The organism is Micromonospora haikouensis (assembly GCF_000876225.1).
GTDB lineage: Bacteria > Actinomycetota > Actinomycetes > Mycobacteriales > Micromonosporaceae > Micromonospora > Micromonospora haikouensis.
Window position 1 is genome coordinate 194,224 of sequence record NZ_JXSX01000003.1, and the last position, 15,745, is coordinate 209,968.

The 15,745-nt window shown below is 77.3% G+C and carries 10 protein-coding genes and 1 pseudogene; 6 read left to right on the forward strand and 5 right to left on the reverse strand.

The window, feature by feature from the left end:
* The first annotated feature begins 288 nt into the window (after window positions 1-288).
* From TK50_RS22520 to TK50_RS22535, 4 genes are all read left to right on the forward strand, one after another.
* Window positions 289-2,127, forward strand: a complete 1,839-nt coding sequence (locus TK50_RS22520) for a ferric reductase-like transmembrane domain-containing protein (RefSeq protein WP_043966915.1) — start codon at window positions 289-291, stop codon at window positions 2,125-2,127.
* Entirely contained in the window at window positions 2,124-3,590 is a 1,467-nt protein-coding gene (locus TK50_RS22525) for an NADH-quinone oxidoreductase subunit NuoF family protein (RefSeq protein ID WP_043966916.1), read from the forward strand. Before TK50_RS22520 ends, TK50_RS22525 begins: the two co-directional genes overlap by 4 nt.
* A 79-nt stretch (window positions 3,591-3,669) precedes the next feature.
* Window positions 3,670-4,332: a TlpA family protein disulfide reductase gene (locus tag TK50_RS22530; protein WP_082106514.1), complete on the forward strand. Its 663-nt coding sequence runs from the start codon at window positions 3,670-3,672 to the stop codon at window positions 4,330-4,332.
* Entirely contained in the window at window positions 4,332-5,204 is an 873-nt protein-coding gene (locus TK50_RS22535) for a cytochrome c biogenesis CcdA family protein (protein WP_052503882.1), read from the forward strand. Before TK50_RS22530 ends, TK50_RS22535 begins: the two co-directional genes overlap by 1 nt.
* On the opposite strand, the gene serS is transcribed toward TK50_RS22535, so the two are convergent.
* From serS to TK50_RS22560, 5 genes and pseudogenes are all read right to left on the reverse strand, one after another.
* Window positions 5,188-6,474: a serine--tRNA ligase gene (serS, locus tag TK50_RS22540; protein ID WP_043966917.1), complete on the reverse strand. Its 1,287-nt coding sequence runs from the start codon at window positions 6,472-6,474 to the stop codon at window positions 5,188-5,190. The genes TK50_RS22535 and serS overlap by 17 nt on opposite strands.
* Window positions 6,475-6,714: 240 nt before the next feature.
* Complete coding sequence (locus TK50_RS22545) at window positions 6,715-7,782, reverse strand: DNA polymerase III subunit beta family protein (RefSeq protein ID WP_043969253.1); 1,068 nt, start codon at window positions 7,780-7,782, stop codon at window positions 6,715-6,717.
* Between the two features lie 46 nt (window positions 7,783-7,828).
* Window positions 7,829-9,013: a saccharopine dehydrogenase family protein gene (locus tag TK50_RS22550; RefSeq protein ID WP_043966918.1), complete on the reverse strand. Its 1,185-nt coding sequence runs from the start codon at window positions 9,011-9,013 to the stop codon at window positions 7,829-7,831.
* A 47-nt stretch (window positions 9,014-9,060) separates the two neighbouring features.
* On the reverse strand, window positions 9,061-10,236 hold the full coding sequence (locus TK50_RS22555) for a zinc-dependent alcohol dehydrogenase (RefSeq protein ID WP_043969254.1): 1,176 nt from the start codon (window positions 10,234-10,236) through the stop codon (window positions 9,061-9,063).
* Window positions 10,237-10,334: 98 nt separating this feature from the next.
* Window positions 10,335-10,760: pseudogene (locus TK50_RS22560) on the reverse strand (hypothetical protein); the annotation flags it as partial.
* A 192-nt stretch (window positions 10,761-10,952) separates the two neighbouring features.
* Between TK50_RS22560 and TK50_RS22565 the strand changes: the two are divergent.
* Window positions 10,953-13,697, forward strand: a complete 2,745-nt coding sequence (locus tag TK50_RS22565; protein ID WP_082106516.1) for a LuxR family transcriptional regulator — start codon at window positions 10,953-10,955, stop codon at window positions 13,695-13,697.
* A 165-nt stretch (window positions 13,698-13,862) separates the two neighbouring features.
* Window positions 13,863-15,698, forward strand: coding sequence for a hypothetical protein (locus TK50_RS22570; RefSeq protein WP_052504045.1), 1,836 nt, complete (start codon window positions 13,863-13,865; stop codon window positions 15,696-15,698).
* The last annotated feature ends 47 nt before the right edge of the window (window positions 15,699-15,745 follow it).

Here is a 15,745-nt window from a genome sequence, read left to right on the forward strand (position 1 = left end):
GGGGGTCGGGGGAGGGGGTGGTCTGAACTGCTGCTTGCCGGCATCTTGCAGTCAGTGTTGAAATTTTCGGAAAGGTTACAAGCGCGTTGCAGTGGGTGTCAACGGATGGACGGGCGTCGCTGCGCGGGACGCCCTACACGCAGCCCACGCCGGGACGGTTCGACGGTGCCGCAGAAAAACCCGGGAAATTTCGCGACCGGGGCTGATCCGTTGAACCCGGTGCTCCGTACTCGATGGGGGAGCAGGGTCGGCCGGTGGGGGCGCCGCCGCTACACGATCGAGGAGCAGATGGCTCGGGCACAGCAGAACACCAAGGCCACGACCGTCCGTACCACGAGCAGCAGCCGCGGGGTGCGGACCAGGTCCAAGACCTCCATCGCACTGATGGCCGGGTCGGCGCTCGCGATCGTCTGGGCCGGCGTCGAGCTGGCCGGCGCCGGCACGGCGATGTACGCGTACGGCTTCTTCTTCACCGAGTTCTTCGCCGGCGTCGTCGCCCTGGTGTCGCTCAGCCTCACCGTGATGATGGGCCTGCTCGCCACCGACCGGCTCGTGCTGCGCATCCCGCACCGGGTGCTGTTGCAGTCGGCGCACCGGGCCACCGGCATCCTCGGCGTCGCCGGGCTGGTCTTCCACGTCATCACCAAGATCGCCATCGGCCGGGCCGGGCCGACCGACGCCCTCGTGCCGTTCATCGGGGGGCGGGGGCTCTACGTCGGGCTCGGCACGGTGGCGTCGTTCCTCATGGTCAGCGTGCTGTGGACCGGCATCATCCGGGCCCGGTTCGTCGGTGTCGGCCCCAAGTGGTTCTGGCGGGGGCTGCACTCGATGGCGTACCTGTCCTGGCCGTTCGCCCTGTTCCACGGCCTGAACGCGGGCCGGCCGGCGGCGTCCTGGGTGACCCTGAGCTACTTCGCCTGCGTGCTGCTCGTGGTGCTGGCGCTGATGGTCCGGCTCTCGGTGCACCTCGGCAAGCGCAGCCGCGAGCAGCACCAGGCCGCCGCCCTGAACAAGGCGATGGCCGGCAAGTCCACCGAGGACGGCAAGACGACCACGATGCTGCTCGGCAAGATCGGCCGTAAGCGCGACGACGCCGAGGAGAAGCGGGAGAGCCGCCCCGGGCGTACCCGTGCCGCCGGCGGCTGGGCGGAGACCACCGCCACCACCGGCTCCTGGGCGATGCCGACCGGCACCGCCCGCGGGCGACGCGACCCCGAGCGGTTCACCGTGCCGGTGGTGCCCGAGCCGGGCACCCTGCGCGAGCCGGTACGGGCCACCCGTCGCCGCGACGGGGAACTGGACGCCCCGGCCCGCCGCGGCGAGCGCGAGCTGACGTCGGCCGCCCGGCGTACCGCCGAGCCGGCCCCCGACCGGTCGAGCCGGCGGCGACGCGACGCGGACGCCCCCGTCTCCGCCCCCCGCCGCTCGCGCTCCGAGGAGGACGTCGCCCCGGTCTCCAGCCCTCGGCGCTCCCGGCGCGACGAGGACGTCGCCCCCGTCTCGGGGGGCCGCCGCGCCCGCTACGACGAGGACGTCGCCCCGGTCTCCGGCGGTCGCCGCGCCCGTTACGACGAGGACGTGGCCCCCGTCTCGGGCGGTCGCCGCGCCCGCTACGACGAGGACGTCGCCCCGGTCTCCAGCCCCCGCCGCTCCCGCCGCGACGAGGACGTCGCCCCCGTGTCGCCGGGCCGCCGCTCCCGCCGCGACGACGAGGACCTCGTCGCCCGCTACTCCTCGCCGCCGCGGCGCACCGACGAGCCCGAGGAGCCGTGGGACAGCCCGCGCCGTTGGGAGTCCGCGACGCCCGTCTCCGCCGAACCGATCTCCGCCGAACCGATCTCCGCGGCCCCGCGCAGCGGGTCCGGCCGGCACAGCGTCGACGACGAGGTCCCGGAGGAGCCCGACTACTGGCGGCCCCCGGCCCGGTTCGTCGCCGAGGAACTGCCGCCCATGGACGACACCCCGACCCTGGTCGACCTGGCCTCGCGGCGGGCGCTGCGGGCCGCCGGGGACGGCAGGCCGGGCCGACGCAAGCGGGACCGCGACCGGGACCGCGACCGCGAGCGGGCCAACGCCGACGCGATCGACGGCGCGTACTGGGCCGGGCTGCGGGGTGAGGCGAAGTGATGCGCACGACGGTGCCCCCCGTGGCGTGCGTCGGCGAGCCCCGGCTCACCGCCGGCTTCGCCGAGTTCGGCCGCCTCGACCTGATGGCCCACGAGGAGGTGCACGGCCCCATCGGGCCCATGGAACCGGCCAACCTGCTCCGGCTCGCCGAGGCCATCCAGCTCAAGGGCAAGGGCGGGGCGGGCTTCCCGTTCGCCCGCAAGCTGCGCGCCGTGCTGGAGTCCTGCGAGCGGCAGGACGCCTCCGCCATGGTCGTGGTCAACGCCACCGAGGGCGAGCCGGCGAGCTGGAAGGACAAGGTGCTGCTCACCCGGGCCCCGCACCTGATCCTCGACGGCGCGGCCCTGGTCGCGTACGCGCTGGACGCCGACGAGATCGTCATCGGCGTCGCCGACGACGACGTGGGCCGGCCGTCGTTGACCGAGGCGCTCCAGGAACGCCGGATGCCGGTGCCCACCAGCATCGTGACCGTGCCGCACCGGTTCATCTCCGGCGAGGGCGGCGCGCTCGTCAACGGCATCAACGGGCTGCCGCACATCCCGCCGGGCACCAAGAAGCGCTCCAGCGACTCCGGCGTCGGCGGCCTGCCCACCCTGCTGTCCAACGCCGAGACGTACGCGCAGCTCGCCGTCGCCGCCCGGCTCGGCCCGTACGAGTACGCGGCCCTGGGCACCGACGACGAACCCGGCACGGTCCTGCTCACGGTGACCGGCGCGGCCAAGCGCCCCGCCGTCGTCGAGTGCGCCGCCGGCACCCCCCTGCGCGACATCCTCGAACTGTGCGAGGTGCCCGACGGGCCGGGCATCCTCATGGGCGGGTACCACGGCAAGTGGATCACCGCCGAGGCCGCGCAGCGGGCCGAGGTGTCCCGCAAGGGCCTCACCGCCGTCGGCGGCACCCTCGGCGCGGGCATCATCGTGCCGCTGGCCCGCGACACCTGCCCCCTCGGCGAGGCCGCCCAGGTGGTCCGCTACCTGGCCGGCGAGTCCGCCGGGCAGTGCGGCCCCTGCAAGATGGGCCTGCCCGACCTGGCCCGCGCCGTCGACCTGGCCGTCTCCGGCAGCGCCCCCGTCGAGATCGTCCGCGCCGCCGCCGGCGACGTGAAGGGCCGCGGCGCGTGCAGCCACCCCGACGGCACGGCCCGGTTCGCCCTCTCCGCCATGGAGGTCTTCGCCGACGACCTGAAACTGCACACCACGGGCGAGGGGTGCGGCAAGCGGACCAAGGGCGTCATGGGCCTGCCCGGCGCCCCCGACGCCGACCCGAGGAAGCTGACCCTGGACTGGTCCCGCTGCGACGGCCACGGGCTCTGCGCCCACGTCGTGCCCGACTTCATCCGGCTGGACGGCAACGGCTACCCCGCCTTCCCCACCACCCCCGTGCCGACCTGGCTGCGGGAGGGCGCCATGAAGGCCGTCAAGGTGTGCCCCGAACTCGCGCTCCGGCTGGTCAAGGCCGAGTAGCGCGCCCCGGGACCGTCGGACACTCCAGCGCCGCCGTGGCGCCCCGTCCTGCGCGGCCCGCTACCGAAGGGAGACGCGGATGCGATTGTTCCGCCGGCCGTCGCGCCGCCGGACCGGCCCGGGTGGACGGTCGCCCCGCCGACGGCGGGCCGGCACAGCCACCGCGCTGGTCGCCGCCCTGTGCACCGCCCTGCTGGGCGCGGCGTCCTGCGCCGTCGACCCCCCGGGACCGCCGGTCGACGCGGCCGCCGCCGCGCCCGCCGGCGCCGACGATCCCACGGCGACCCCGACCGGTACGCCCACCGGCGCGCCGCCGACGCCGGCCGCCCCGGCCCGGGTGCCGGACAGCCTCCGGTTCACCGGCACCACCCTCGACGGGAAGCCGTTCGCCGCCGCCGACCTGGCCGGCAGGCCGGTGGTGCTGTGGTTCTGGGCCCCCTGGTGCGCCACCTGCGCCAGCCAGGCGTGGACGGTCGCCGAGATCGCCCCGCAGTACCGCGACCTGGTGCCGATCGTCGGCGTCGCCGGCCTCGGGCAGCGCAAGGCGATGCGGGACTTCGTGACCGAGTTCGAGCTGGGCGGCACCCTCCAGCTCGACGACGCGGCCGGGAAGCTGTGGCGGCGCTTCGAGGTCGTCGAGCAGAGCACCTTCCTGATCATCGACCGCGACGGGAAGGTGATCCACCAGGGCTTCCTCGACGGGGAGGACCTCACCCGCCGGGTCGCCGCCCTGGCCGCCTGATGGACGCCCCGCTGCTGCTGGCGCTGACCGCCGGGATGCTCGGCGCGGTCAACCCGTGCGGGTTCGCGATGCTGCCCGCGTACCTGTCGATCCTGGTGGCCGGGCCCGGCGACGGACGTGGCGCCGTCGGCCGGGCGCTCACCGCCGCCGCCGGCCTCACCTGCGGGTACGTGCTGGTCTTCGGCGCGTTCGGGCTGGCCTTCGCGCCGCTGGCCGGCTGGCTGCGCCCCCGGCTGCCCTGGCTCACCGTCACCCTCGGGGTGGGCCTGGTGCTGCTCGGCTGTTGGCTGCTCGCCGGGCGGCGGCTGCCCACCCCGCGCCCGCTGGCCCGCGCGCCCCGGCTGACCCGCACGCTGCCGTCGATGGTGCTGTTCGGCGCGGCGTACGCGCTGGCGTCGCTGACCTGCTCCATCGCCCCGTTCCTGGCGATCGTGGCGACCAGCCTCCAGGCCGGCTCGACGCCGCGCGGGCTGGCGCTGTTCGTCGCGTACGCCCTCGGGATGGGTCTCGTGGTGGCCGTGGCCGCCCTCGGCGTGGCGCTGCTGCGCGACCGGGTGGTGGCCCGGCTGCGCGGGGCCGGCCGGTGGGTGCCCCGGCTCAGCGGCCTGGTGCTGCTGGCCGCCGGCGGCTACGTCGCCTGGTACGGCTGGTACGAGGTGCGGCTCGCCGAGGGCCGGCACGACGCGTTCGGCGACCCGGTCGTGGTCGCCGCGGCCCGCGTCCAGCAGGCCCTCGTCGGTGCGCTCGATGCGGCCGGCCCCGCCCTGCTGGCCGTCGCCCTGCTCGCCCTCGCCGCGCTCGGGGCGAGGAGACGGCGGGGGCCGGGTGACCCGACCCCCGCCGACGAGGCGACGGTCAGCGACCCGGCGTGAGCCGGTCCGTGCCGACCCGGTCGCGGAGCACCTCCGGCACCAGCACCGAGCCGTCGGGCTGCTGGAACTGCTCCAGGATCGCCGGGAACAGCCGGCTGGTGGCCAGCGCGGAGCCGTTCAACGTGTGCACGAAGCGGGTCTGCTTGCCGCCCGCCTCCCGGTATCGGATGGCGGCCCGCCGGGCCTGGTAGTCGCCGGCCCAGGACACCGACGACACCTCCTTGTACTTGCCGGTGCTCGGCATCCACACCTCGATGTCGAGGGTCTTCTTCATCGAGGCGCTGGCGTCGCCGGCCGACAGCAGGCTGGTCTGGTGGTGCAGGCCGAGCCGGGCGACCAGGCCCTCCACGTGGGCGACCATCTGCCCCAGCGCGGCGTCGGCCTGCTCGGGCAGCGTGAACTGGAAGATCTCCACCTTGTTGAACTGGTGACCCCGCACGGTGCCGCGCTCGTCGGAGTGCGAACCGGCCGCCTCCCGTCGGTAGCACGGGGTGTACGCGAACCGCTTCAGCGGCAGGGTCGCGGTGTCCAGGATCTCGTCCTGGTAGGCCCCCAGGATCGCCGTCTCCGCCGTGGGCAGCAGGAACTGCCCGCGCGGGGCGGACTCCCGGTCGAGGTGGTAGACGTCGTCGTAGAACTTGGGGAACTGGCCGGCGGCGAAGCCGGCGGTGTCCAGCAGCAGGTGCGGCGGGAGCAGGAAGTCGTAGCCGGCCGTGATGTTCTGGTCGATCAACCAGTTGAGCAGCGCCCACTCCAGCCGGGCCCCCAGGCCCGTGTACATCCAGAAGCCGGAGCCGCCGAGCTTGACGCCCCGCTCGTGGTCGACCAGGCCCAGCAGGCGGCTCAGCTCGACGTGGTCCCGGACCTTCTCGATCGCCGGCGGCTCGCCGAACGTCCGCACGACCCGGTTGGCCTCCTTGCCGCCGGGGACGACGTCGTCGGCGGGCAGGTTCGGCAGCTCGCTCATCCGCTCGCGCAGCCGGGCCTGCACCTCGTCGAGCTGGGACTCCAGCTCGGCGAGCTGCTTGCGCTCGGCCTCCGGGGCGACGCTCTCCGGCGCGGTGCCGGCCCGCTTCGCCGCCGCGTACGCCCGCGCCTCGGCCTTGCGGCGCTGCCGCTCGGCGTCGATCTCCGTGATGAGGGCGCGGCGCTCCTGGTCGAGCCGCTGGATCTCGTCCAGCGCCCGGTTGACCTCGGCGGGATCCAGTCGCTTCGCCAGCGCGGTCGCCACCGCCTCGCGATCCTTCCGGATCAACTCCATGTCGAGCATGCGCTCCGTACGCCTCCGTCCGGGAATCTCAGGTGGGAACCCACCGATGCTACCGTCGCCGCCTCCCCCGCCCGGCCCCGGCCGTGAGCCCACCGGCCGGGACCGTCGCGCCGCGACGCGGTCTCGCCATGTCGGCGACACCGTGGGGTTCCCTGGGGCGGGAAGCCGCGATGTCGCCGACATGGCGCGCTGGCACCGGCGCGGCACCGGCGCGGGCGCGGCGCCAGCGCCGGCGCGGGTTCAGAGCCGGATCGGCATCAGGATGGAGTACGCGTCCGCGTCGTCCGGGCGGCGCACCGCCAGCGGGGCGATCGGCCCGTCCAGCTCCAGCAGCAGCTGTCCCCGGTCGCCCGCGTCCAGGGCGTCGAGCAGGTACCGCCCGTTGACGCCGAGCCGCACCGCGTCCGGCGCGGCGTCGGCCAGCGCGGCGTCGTCGAGGACCCGCAGGCCGCCCGCGTCGTCCAGGCCCAGCACGGTCACCGGCACGTCGACGCCCTCGTGCCGCAGGACCCGCGCCGGCGGGCGGCCGGCGACCTGCGCGCGCAGCGCCGGCACGTCCACCGTGATCCGGTACGCCGGCACGCGCGTGCCCAGCAGCCGCTGGTAGTCGGGGAACTCGTCGGGCAGGGCGGCCCCGCCGACCTCCCGGCCGGCGACGGTGACGGTGAGGCCGTCCCCGTCCAGCCGCAGGTGGGCGTCGGCCCCGCCGTCGACGCCCGACAGCTCGCGGACGGCGTCGATGAGGTCCACCGGGGCGAGCAGCCGCCGGGTGGGCCCGTCGACCGCGCCGGGGACCCGGGCCACCGCCATCCGGTGCCGGTCGGTGGCCACCAGGCGTACGCCGTCGGCGGCCACGTCGAACAGGACGCCGGAGAGCACCGGCAGCTCCGGGTCGGTGCCGACCGCGAAGCGGACCGCGTCGATCGCGGCGGCGAGGTCGGCGCGGGACAGGACGAGACGGGTGGACATCTGGTACTCCTCGTGGTCGATCAGGGCTCGGACCCGGGAGAGCTCGCGGCGGGCGTCGGTGAGGCCGTCCTCCAGCCGGCGCAGGTGCGCGTCGAGCAGCCGGCCCACCACGGCCGGCTCGGCCCGGTGCCGCACGGCGGCGGCGATCTCCGCCAGCGGCATCCCGACCCGGCGCAGCGCGGCGACCAGCCGGGCCGGCAGGACCTGGTCGTCGGCGTACCAGCGGTAGCCGGTGACCGGGTCGACCAGCGCGGGCACCAGCACCCCGGAACGGTCGTAGAACCGCAGGGCGCTGACGGTCAGGCCGCTGGCGCGGGCCAGCTCGCCGATGCTGCGCAGTTCGCTCTCCACGCCGAGGATCCTGTGCCCTCCACCATGTCGAGGGTCAAGCCGCCGCACCCTCCAGCGTGCGGAAGGCGATGCCGGCGGCGGTCAGGCGGCGCAGCAGCGCGTCGCCCATCGCGGTCACCGGGGTCACCTGGCCCGCGACGGGCGGCAGGTCGTCGAGGGCCAGGCAGAGGGCGGACTCGGCGAGCATCTTCGCCGTCTCGTCGTACCCGGGGTCGCCGCCGGCCACCTCGGTCACCACCCGCCGGCCGCCGCCGGAGCCGACGAAGCGCACCCGGAACCACGACTTCGCCCGCTGCTCGGCGCTGGGCCCCTGCCCGGAGGCGAGCCGGCCGAGCAGCCAGCGCCGGGCCGGCGGCACCTTCACCAGCCCGGCCAGCCCGGCGAGCCCGACCGCGCCGAGGACGATCGTGGGCAGCCGCCGCACGGCGGCGAAGTGCCGGTAGCGGAAGTCCGGCCCGTACTCCGGCCGGGCCGCCGCCGACCGGCGGACCACCTGCGGGTCGATGGTCGGCAGCGGCACCGCCCACCCGCCCAGCTCCGCCGACCGGCCGACCCTGCCGGGCACGGCCCGGACCCGGCGGCCCGGCGGGCGCGGCTCGACGGCCCGCCGCTCCTTCGCCGCCCGGCCCGCCTCGGCGGCCCGGGACAACGCGGTGAGCGCCGAATGGTACGTGCCGGCGGAGAACCGGCCGCCCGCCCGGACGAACCCGTCCACGGTGACCGGCCCGTCGGCCGGCAGTTGCGTGACCGTGTACCAGACGCCCAGGTCGTGCGGGATCGAGTCGAAGCCGCAGGCGTGCACGAGGCGGGCCCCGGTGCGTACGGCCTCGGCGTGGTGCCGCACGTACATGGTGTCGACGAACTCCGGCTCGCCGGTGATGTCGAGGTAGTCGGTGCCGGCCCGCGCGCACGCGGCGACCAGCGGCTCCCCGTGGTGCACGTACGGCCCGACGGTGCTGGCCACGACGCGGGCGTCCGCAGCGACCCGGCGCAGCGACTCCGGGTCGGTGACGTCGGCGGTGAGCAGCGGCAGCCCGGCCAGGGCCGGGTCGACGCCGGCGAGCCGGTCCCGTACGGCCGCCAGCTTGGCCGGGTTGCGCCCGGCCAGCGCCCAGCGCAGCCCCGGCGGCGCGTGCCGGGCGAGGTACTCGGCGGTGAGCCCGCCGGTGAACCCGGTCGCCCCGAACAGCACGACGTCGTACGCCCGATCCTCACGCATTCCGCGAGTCTGCCACCGCCGGGCAGCACCGGCACCACGATGGGCGCTCAGGGCGTGAAGACCGCACGCAGGCAGCCGTCGGCGCGGGTGCGGAACAGGTCGTAGCCGAGCGCGCCCTGCTCCAGGGGCAGGTGGTGGGTGGCCAGGTGCCCCGTGTGGATCTCGCCGCGCGCCATCCGGTCCAGCAGCATCGGGATCCAGCGTTGCCCGTGCTGCCGGGCGGCGCGCACGGTCAGCCCCTTCTGCATGACCGCGCCGAGCGGGAACGTGTCGACGAACCCGGTGAACGTGCCGAGCACCACCACCGTGCCACCCTTGCGGCAGGCGTGCACCGCCTCGCGTACCGCGATGGGCCGGTCGGGGGCGGCGCCGGGCAGCGCGGCGGCGGCGAACCGCTCGGCCAGCGACCGGGGCTCGGTGCCGTCCCACGCCATGCCGACGGCCTCCACGCACACGTCGGGGCCCCGCCCGCCGCTGCGTTCGCGCAGCTCGGCCGGGACGTCGACGCTGAGGTAGTCGAGGGTCTCCGCGCCGACGTGCCGCTGCGCCAGGCCCAGCCGCTGCGGGTACCGGTCGATCACCACCACCCGGTCCGCGCCGCGCAGCAGGGCCGCCTGCGCGGCCATCTGGCCCACCGCGCCCGCGCCCCAGACCGCCACCACGTCGCCCGGGGACACCTCGCCCAGCTCGGCGGCGAGCCAGCCGGCCGGCACCGCGTCCGAGGCGAAGACCGCCCGGTCGTCGTCCACCGGCTCCGGCACCGCGAACGCCCCGACGTCGGCGTACGGCACCCGGACGTACTCGGCGTGGCTGCCGGCGAAGCCCCCGGCCGACCGGGGATGGCCGTAGCAGCCGCCGGTCGGCTGCCCCCACGCCGCCTCGGCCGCCGCCGGCCCGGTGCTGCCGTTGTCGCAGCAGGCGTAGAGGCCCTGCCGGCAGTACCAGCAGTTGCCGCAGGCCACGGCGGCGCAGACCACCACCCGGTCGCCGACGCGGTGCCGCCGGACCCCGGGGCCGACCTCCACCACGTCGCCGAGGAACTCGTGCCCGAGCACGTCGCCGACGGAGAGCGCCGGGGCCCGCCCGGCGAGCAGCGGCAGGTCCGCCCCGCAGGTGGCGCTACGCCGCACCCGGACGATCGCGTCGGCGGAGTTGCGCAGCTCGGGATCGGGCACCTGCCGCACCGCGAGGCCGTCCGCGCCGAGCCAGCACAGGGCCCTCATCCGGGCACCGCCGGGCCGTCGCCGGGCCCGGCCGCCCCGGGCCACCCGGTCCCGGGCCCGGTCGGGGCGGCCCGCGCCGGTCGGGGGCCCTCCAGCGGGGAGCGGTCCGCGCGCAGCAGCTCACCGGTCTCGGCGAGCTGCTTGGCCTGGCGCAGCGCCTCGCGGACCAGCGGCGCGGGGTCGCCGCCGCCGACGAGGTGGGCGGCCATCCCGGTCACCGGCACGCCGCGCACGGGCCGGGCCGCCAGCTCGGTGCCGCGTCCGCCGGGCGCGGGCCCCTGCGCCACCTCCACCGCGCCGTCGAGCCGGCGCAGCGGCTCCGGCCACCGGCCGCCGGGCAGCACCCGCTCCGGCGGCCGGTCGATCGTGACCACCTGCCAGCCGTCGCGCGGGCCGCCCGTGCGCGGGCGGCCACCCCGGAAGGGGCCGCGCAGCACCCGCGCCACCGTCACCCCGGCGACCGCGCCGGCCACCACCCCGGCGGTACGGGCCAGCGCCCGACCGCCCCGCCTGCCCCGTCCCATCCGTCCCACCCGCCTCTCGTCGCCGATGCAGCCACTCGTCGCCGTGCAGCCGTCGGCGGGCCCGACGGCCGGTGCCCCCAGCGTCGGCGGCGGCCGGGTGAACCGGGATCCCCCCGAAGGGGTGAACCGGCCGGGGCCGGGTAACCGCCCGCCGCACGGGCCGGGGAGGGACGCGTGGCGTGGGGGTGCCGCATGACGCAGCACGAGGTGGCCGGGGTGACCGTGGCGGCCGGGGTCGACCCCGTTCCCGCCGCGGAGGACGCGGCGCCGCTGCTGGCGTCCCGGCTCGCGCCGGCCCCGCTGCCCGAGCCGGTGCTGGTCCGGCCCCGCCTGCTGCGCCGGCTGGACGAGGGCGCCGCCGGGGCGCTCACCCTGGTCACCGCGCCCGCCGGCTGGGGCAAGACCACGCTGCTCGGGTCGTGGGCCCGGACCGTCGAGCCGGCACCGGCGTGGGTGTCGGTCGAGGCGGGCGACACGGGGGCGCGGCTCTGGTCGTACCTGACGGCGGCCCTGCGCCCGCACGCGCCCGACGGGCCTTCGGCGGACCCGCCCCGGCCCGACCGGCTGGAACTGCTGGCCGCCGCGCTCGCCGCCCGGGAGCGCCCGGTGCTGCTGGTCCTCGACGACGTGCACCGGGTCGCCGACCCGGCGGCGCTGACCGGGCTGGAGTTCCTGCTCCGCCACACCGGGGGGCGGCTGCGGGTGGTGGCCGGGGCCCGCACCGACCTGCCGGCGGGGCTGCACCGGCTGCGGCTCGCCGGTGAGCTGACCACCGTGGGCCCCGGAGAGCTGGCCTGCACCGACGACGAGGTGGCCGACCTGCTCGTCGCGCACGGCGTGTTCCTGCCGGCCGCGGCGGTGCCCCGGCTGCGCGCACGTACCGGCGGCTGGCCGGCCGGGCTGCGGCTGGCCGCGCTGGCCGCCCGGGACCGGCCGGACCCGGTGCGCTGGCTGGAGCAGTTCGGCGGCGACCAGCCGGACGTGGCCGGCTACCTGCGCGCGGAGGTGCTCGCCCCGCTCGACGACGCGGCCCGCGACGCGCTGCGCCGGGGCGCGGTGGCCGACGCCGTCAGCGCCGACCTGGTCGACGCGCTGACGGGCCGCCGCGACGCCGAGCGGGCGCTGACCGCGCTGGCCACGGCCGGCGGTTTCGTGGACCGCGACGACAGCCGGCCCCCCTGGTACCGCTGCCATCCGCTGCTGGCCGACCTGCTCCGCGCCGAGCTGGGCGAGCTGACCGCCGAGGAACGCCGGGACCTGCACCGGCGGGCGGCCGACTGGTACGCCGGGCACGCCCGCCCCGCCGAGGCGCTGCGGCACGCCCTCGTCGCCGGTCGCTGGGACGCGGCCACCGAGCTGCTGGTCACCGGCTGGCCGGAACTCGTGCCGTACGACGACGAAGGGGCGGGCGGGCCCGTCCCCGCCGCGCCACCGGAGGCCGAGGTCCGGCGGGACCCGGAGCTGGCGCTGGCCGCCGCCGCCGAGCGGGCCCACGCGGGCGACGCCGACGCCGCCGCCGCGCAGCTGCGCCGGGCCGCCGGGCACGGCCGGTCGCTGCCCGTGCCGCGCCGGGACCGGTTCCGCCGGCTGGCCGTCGCCGTGGAGGTCACCCTCGCCCGGTTGACCGGCGACCACGACGAGGTACGCCGGGCGGCGTCGCGCCTGCTCGCCACGCGTACCCCCGGGGGGCCGGCGGACGACCCGCGCGCCGGAGCCGGCGACGACGCCGACGTGGCGGCGGCGGCCGGGGCGGCCCTCGGCCTGGTCGCGCTCTCCGGCGGCGACCTGCGCGGCGCGGCGGCCGAGTTCGACGCCGCGCTCGCGGCGGCCCGGGCGGGCGGCCGGGCCCGCACCGAGCTGCTCTGCGTGAGCCGCGCCGCCCTGCTGCACGCGGCCCTCGGCGAGCTGCGGGCGGCCGAGCGGGCCGCCGGGGAGGCCCTGGCGATGCCGCCCTGTCAGGGCTGGTCCTGCCGCACCGACTGCGCGTACGCCCACCTGGCGCTGGCCGTCGTCGCGCTGCACCGGGACCTCCCCGACGACGCGGAGGCGCACCTGGCGCTGACCGGCCCGACCGCCGACGAGCCGGCGGTGGCGGCGCTCGCCGCGCTGTGCCGGGCGACGCTGCTGCGCGACCGCGGCGAACCGGCCACCGCCCTGCGGCTGCTGTCGGCGGCCCGGGACGCCCTCGCGCCGCTGGCGGCCGGCGACGGGCCCGCGCGGGCCGACGATGGCCCACCGGGGTCGGGTCGGGGCGTCGGCGCGGGGGAGCTGGCCGCCTGGCTGCTGGCCGCCGAGGCGGACCTGCGGGCCGCGCACGGCGACCCCGGTGCCGCCCGGGAGCTGCTGGCCGGCACGCCGGCCGGTGCGCCCGCCGTGGCCCTGGCCCGGGTCGAGCTGCACGCCGGTGACCCGGCCGCCGCCGCCCGCGCCCTGCCGCCCTGGGACGGCCCGGAGGCCGCCGCCTGGCCGCTGCCGGTACGCCTCGACGCCGGCCTGCTCGACGCGGTGCTCGCCGGGCGGGCCGGGGACGCCCGGCGGGCCGGGCGGACGCTGGAGCGGGTCCTGGAGCTGGCCGCCGCCGAGGGGTTCCGCCGTCCGTTCACCCGCGCCGAGCCCGGGGTGCGGGACCTGCTCGCCGCGCACCTGGACTCCGGCACGGCGCACTGGCCGACGGTGAGCGACCTGGTCCGGGTGGCGCAGGAGCCGCCCGCGCGGCCGGGTCCCGCGCCGGGCCGGGAGCTGGACGAGCCGCTGACCGAGCGGGAGCTGACCATCCTGCGCTACCTGCAGAGCATCCTGTCCAACGTGGAGATCGCCGCCGAGCTGTCCCTGTCGGTGAACACCGTCAAGACGCACGTGCGCAACATCTACCGCAAGCTGGACGCCACCCGCCGCCGGGAGGCCGTCCGCCGCGCCCGCGAGCTGCACCTGATCTGATGGCCCACCTGCGCCGCCCCCGGGCCGGGCGGTCAGGAAGGGGACCCTTCCCATGCGGAAAGCGTCAACAAGGCGCCCCTCCTTGCAGTGATGACGGTCGACAAGACGGCGCGCGGTCCGGCACGATCTGGGGCGGCGTTGACCGTCGGGAGCGGGGAGCAGGCGATGGGTGAGGTTGGCGAGGCGGCACCGGTCGACGTCGCCGGGCCGCCGGCGACCGCCGGTCGGGGGCGGGCGGTGGCCGACCGGCTCGCCCGGTTCACCCGGCACGAGTGGACCCTCGCGGTGCTCGGGTCGCTGGTGCTGGCCGTGGTGCTGACCTGGCCGACGGTGCGCGACCTGACCGGCACCATCCCGCAGGACGTCGGCGACCCGACGTTGCAGGCGTGGCAGGTCGCCTGGGGCGGGCACGCGGTGCTCACCAACCCGACGCAGCTCTGGCACTCCAACACGTTCTGGCCGGAGCCGTACACGTACGCGTACTCGGACACGCTGCTCGGCTACGCCCCGTTCGGGTTCTTCGGCGACGGGCCGGTCGCCGCCGTGGCCCGTTACAACCTGCTGTACGTGCTGGTGCACGCGCTCGCCTTCGTCGGCGCGTACGCGCTGTCGCGGCAGCTCGGCGCGGGTTGGGCGGGCGCGGCGGTGGCCGGGGCGTCCTTCGCGTACGCGCCGTGGAAGCTGGCCCAGGCCGGGCACCTGCACGTGCTCAGCGTCGGCGGGATCGCCCTGGCGCTGGCCATGCTGGCCCGGGGCCACGGCTGGTCGCTGCGGCACGGCTACCGCCCCGAGCGGGTGCGCCCCGGCTGGGCGGGGGCCGGCTGGGCGGTCGCCGCCTGGCAGGTCAGCCTCGGCTTCGGCATCGGCCTGCCCTTCGCGTACGCGCTGGCGCTGCTCTGCCTCGGCGCGGCCGGCGGGTACGGCTGGTCGTGGTGGCGGCGTCGGCGGCGGCCGGCGTTCGGCCGCCGGCTGCTGGTGGCGGACCTGGCCGGCGGGGTGTTCTTCGCCGGGGTGACCCTGCTGATGGCCGCGCCCTACTTCGAGGTGGTGGCCCGGCACCCGGACGGCCGGCGCACGGTCGGGCAGATCGCGAGGTTCTCCCCGCCGCTGCGCGGGTTCCTCACCGCGCCGCCGGAGTCGTGGCTGTGGGGGGAGCGGCACGAGACGGCGCGGGCCTCGCTGAGCTTCGCCGGGGAGATGACGCTGCTGCCCGGGATGGTGCTGATCGGGCTGGCCGCCGCCGGGCTGTTCGTGTCGGCGTGGCGGGTGCGGCACCGGGTGGCGCTGGCCGTCGGGGTGCTGGTGACCGTGGCGCTGGCCGCCGGCAGCACGCTGGGCGGGGACGGCGACCCGGGGTACGTCACGCTGGTGGAGCACGTGCCGGGCTGGGACGGCGTGCGCACCCCGGGCCGGCTGGTGCTGTGGACGACGCTGCTGCTGGGCATCCTGGCCGCCGGGGCGCTGACGGTGGGCGACGCGGAGCAGCCGTCCCGCGAGCCGGGCCCGGACGCGGCGTCGGGCCCGGAGCCGGCGTCGGAGCCGGCGGGCGGGCCCGGCGGCGGGTGGCGGCGCTGGGCGCGGCTCGTGCTGGTGCTGCCGGTGCTGCTGGTGCTCGCCGAGGGCGTCAACCGGACCCCGCACGTGCCGGCCCCGGTCGCGCCGGCGGCGATGCACGGGCTGCGCGGCCCGGCGCTGGTGCTGCCCAGCGACGGCATCCGGGAGTTCCACGTGATGCTCTGGTCCACCGACGGCTTCCCGAAGATCGTCAACGGGCTGGCGTCGTTCGTCCCGGCCAAGCAGCAGGAGATCCGGGCGGCGAGCGCGGGCTTCCCGGACGCCGCGTCGGTGGCGTACCTGCGGGGGGTCGGGGTGCGCACGGTGGTGGTGCTGCCGGCCTACACGGCGGGCACGCCGTGGCAGGGCGCGGAGACCCGGCCGGTGGACGGGCTGGGCGTGCGGCGCGAGGCCGTCGGCGACGGGTACGTCTACCACCTCGACTGATCGGCCGCCGCCGGCCCGCCGGCCGGGCGAGTTTGTTGGGAGTGCTT

Bases quoted from the DNA above. Each gene is read 5' to 3' on its own strand.
- TK50_RS22520 (WP_043966915.1), top strand. From the start codon at position 289: ATGGCTCGGGCACAGCAGAACACCAAGGCCACGACCGTCCGTACCACG.
- TK50_RS22530 (WP_082106514.1), top strand. From the start codon at position 3,670: ATGCGATTGTTCCGCCGGCCGTCGCGCCGCCGGACCGGCCCGGGTGGA.
- TK50_RS22535 (WP_052503882.1), top strand. From the start codon at position 4,332: ATGGACGCCCCGCTGCTGCTGGCGCTGACCGCCGGGATGCTCGGCGCG.
- serS (WP_043966917.1), bottom strand. From the start codon at position 6,474: ATGCTCGACATGGAGTTGATCCGGAAGGATCGCGAGGCGGTGGCGACC.
- TK50_RS22550 (WP_043966918.1), bottom strand. From the start codon at position 9,013: ATGCGTGAGGATCGGGCGTACGACGTCGTGCTGTTCGGGGCGACCGGG.
- TK50_RS22555 (WP_043969254.1), bottom strand. From the start codon at position 10,236: ATGAGGGCCCTGTGCTGGCTCGGCGCGGACGGCCTCGCGGTGCGGCAG.
- TK50_RS22565 (WP_082106516.1), top strand. From the start codon at position 10,953: ATGACGCAGCACGAGGTGGCCGGGGTGACCGTGGCGGCCGGGGTCGAC.
- TK50_RS22570 (WP_052504045.1), top strand. From the start codon at position 13,863: ATGGGTGAGGTTGGCGAGGCGGCACCGGTCGACGTCGCCGGGCCGCCG.